This window comes from Glutamicibacter sp. (genome assembly GCF_035257265.1).
Taxonomy (GTDB): domain Bacteria; phylum Actinomycetota; class Actinomycetes; order Actinomycetales; family Micrococcaceae; genus Glutamicibacter.
This window is the reverse complement of sequence record NZ_DATEXC010000052.1, coordinates 1-1,795: the sequence shown is the minus strand read 5'-3', so window position 1 is coordinate 1,795 and position 1,795 is coordinate 1. Positions and strand designations below refer to the sequence as shown.

3 protein-coding genes are annotated in these 1,795 nt (G+C 47.6%); all 3 read right to left on the bottom strand.

Translation table 11 applies throughout. The features are described from left to right. Positions 1-237: 237 nt before the first annotated feature. A complete protein-coding gene (locus tag VJ369_RS14150; protein WP_324092717.1) occupies positions 238-654 on the bottom strand; it encodes a transposase family protein in 417 nt (138 codons plus the stop codon). Further along, entirely contained in the window at positions 651-1,154 is a 504-nt protein-coding gene (locus VJ369_RS14145) for a transposase family protein (protein ID WP_324092716.1), read from the bottom strand. Before VJ369_RS14145 ends, VJ369_RS14150 begins: the two co-directional genes overlap by 4 nt. A 65-nt stretch (positions 1,155-1,219) precedes the next feature. After that, positions 1,220-1,795 (bottom strand): hypothetical protein (locus VJ369_RS14140; RefSeq protein WP_324092715.1); only part of this gene is annotated, 576 nt, incomplete at its 5' end.

Below are 1,795 nucleotides of genomic sequence, written 5' to 3'. Positions count from 1 at the left end.
ACGACTTATACCGGAGGGAGAACTGGGCTCTTAGTCATGTGAGTTTTGATTCCGCCCTGCAGTCTGCCAGTATGTGATCTGGCTTACACAAGTTGCAACTTCCCTGGTGGTAGTGCACAATTTATAACAGCTCGACATCTCTGGGAGGAGCCTCTGCCGGCAGTAGTCGCAACCCCGACAGTATCCGAAAAGAGCTCATAGTAATAGACATTATCCGCAATAGTAGAGTTTTGAGATTCACTCTAAAGTATTGTATCGCAATGTCGTTCTGAAATTATGTAAACCACAAGCGATCTCCATCACCTGATCGGCAAAGTAGAGTTTGGTATTGCGAAAGACATCTTTGACAATTCGACATCGTTTCACACCTGCAATGATATGTTCAATCAGAATACGGATACTCGATATGATCTTGTTCTCTGCTTTTTCTTCTGATGTCAGCTCTTTCCCTTTGGGTTTTTTCTTCGGTTGATAAATGTGGACACCCGCCGGGTGGTATCCTTGAAACCCGGTGTCTTGAAACAGACCAATATCGGAGGGAAACACCAGCTCTTCTTCATCACAAATACGCTTGTCATGGATACGTCCGGGATAGGTCTCACTGAGATAGCGCACTAGACGCTCTTCCACATCACCAATGAGATTGTTTTTCACTGTATGCCGTTTTTTTTACCACTATACTGGTCCTTTTGCTCGATGGGATCTGTGGGACGATGGGTGGGTCTTTCCGTTCCATCAATCATAAAATCCACTGCAACACAAAGGGCGAGGACTTGTTCAAGGTTTTGCGGATCTCGCTCGGGCAAACATTGTGCCTCTCCAAGAGCGGTCTCTAAGATCGGCGTAAGTTTATAAATCCATTCATTGGCACGTCCTTGACTCATACCAAATATGCGCGCGATGACTTCTTGCAGCGGATAGACTTTAAAATAGAAGAGAATAAACAACAGTTTATCTTCTATCGCCACCAGATGGGGTTTGCGCCCACCGCCATATCGTCGCTTGCGCGACTTCTTGTGGATATAATGCCGGTTGACATAGTCCTGCCACGTCTTCTCAAAGGGAATGAGCAGAATTGCAAACTCTTCGGGATCTAAACTGGTGAAGGCTCGCAGAACCCGAGGGTTCGGTTTGAGATCGTGGTAGGAGAGCATCGGTGTCGCCTCTTCTCAAGAGTCCTTGATTTTGATAGTGTTGTGTGCTCCCCATGATATCATTATTACGGATAATGTCTATTGTATTCCCCTTCCGGGTGTATATCCTCCTCAGGAATGTTTAACGGTTTGTACTGCTTTACGTGCGGACTTCCTGGTGGGACAAAACGGCGGGGTCGGGTTTTCCCGGTAATGAGATACTCAGCGCTTCCCGACAAGGGATGCTCATCCGGCAACAGAGGCTCTCCGGTCATGGGGTCGTAGTCAGGGTCTCCGGCATGCTCCCGTTTGGCCTTTTCGGTTTTCCATGCTTTCAATTTTTTTTGTAAATCAGGGTAGTACGCGTCCCATTGTTCTTGTGTCGGTGTTTGCTCTAACGCGACTGTATAGGATGGCTTTTCACCATGGACTCCAGCGGGTATTTCCGTATATTCCGCCCATCCTGAAGGCAGATTGAGCCACAGGTGGTCTAAGTCGGGGGGAAGAAACCCGCTGGCTTTGGCCTGCTTAACCAAAATTCTGACGAATTCCCTTTGCCCCTCAGGCGAATTTCTGTGCTCAGCTTTCTTCTGTTCCTCTGTCTGCCATTTTATCCGCTTTTCCCTCTCTTGCGGCGTTTCCAAAGGAAAAGGCGCCGTATT

Bases quoted from the DNA above. Each gene is read 5' to 3' on its own strand.
- VJ369_RS14145 (WP_324092716.1), bottom strand. From the start codon at position 1,154: ATGCTCTCCTACCACGATCTCAAACCGAACCCTCGGGTTCTGCGAGCC.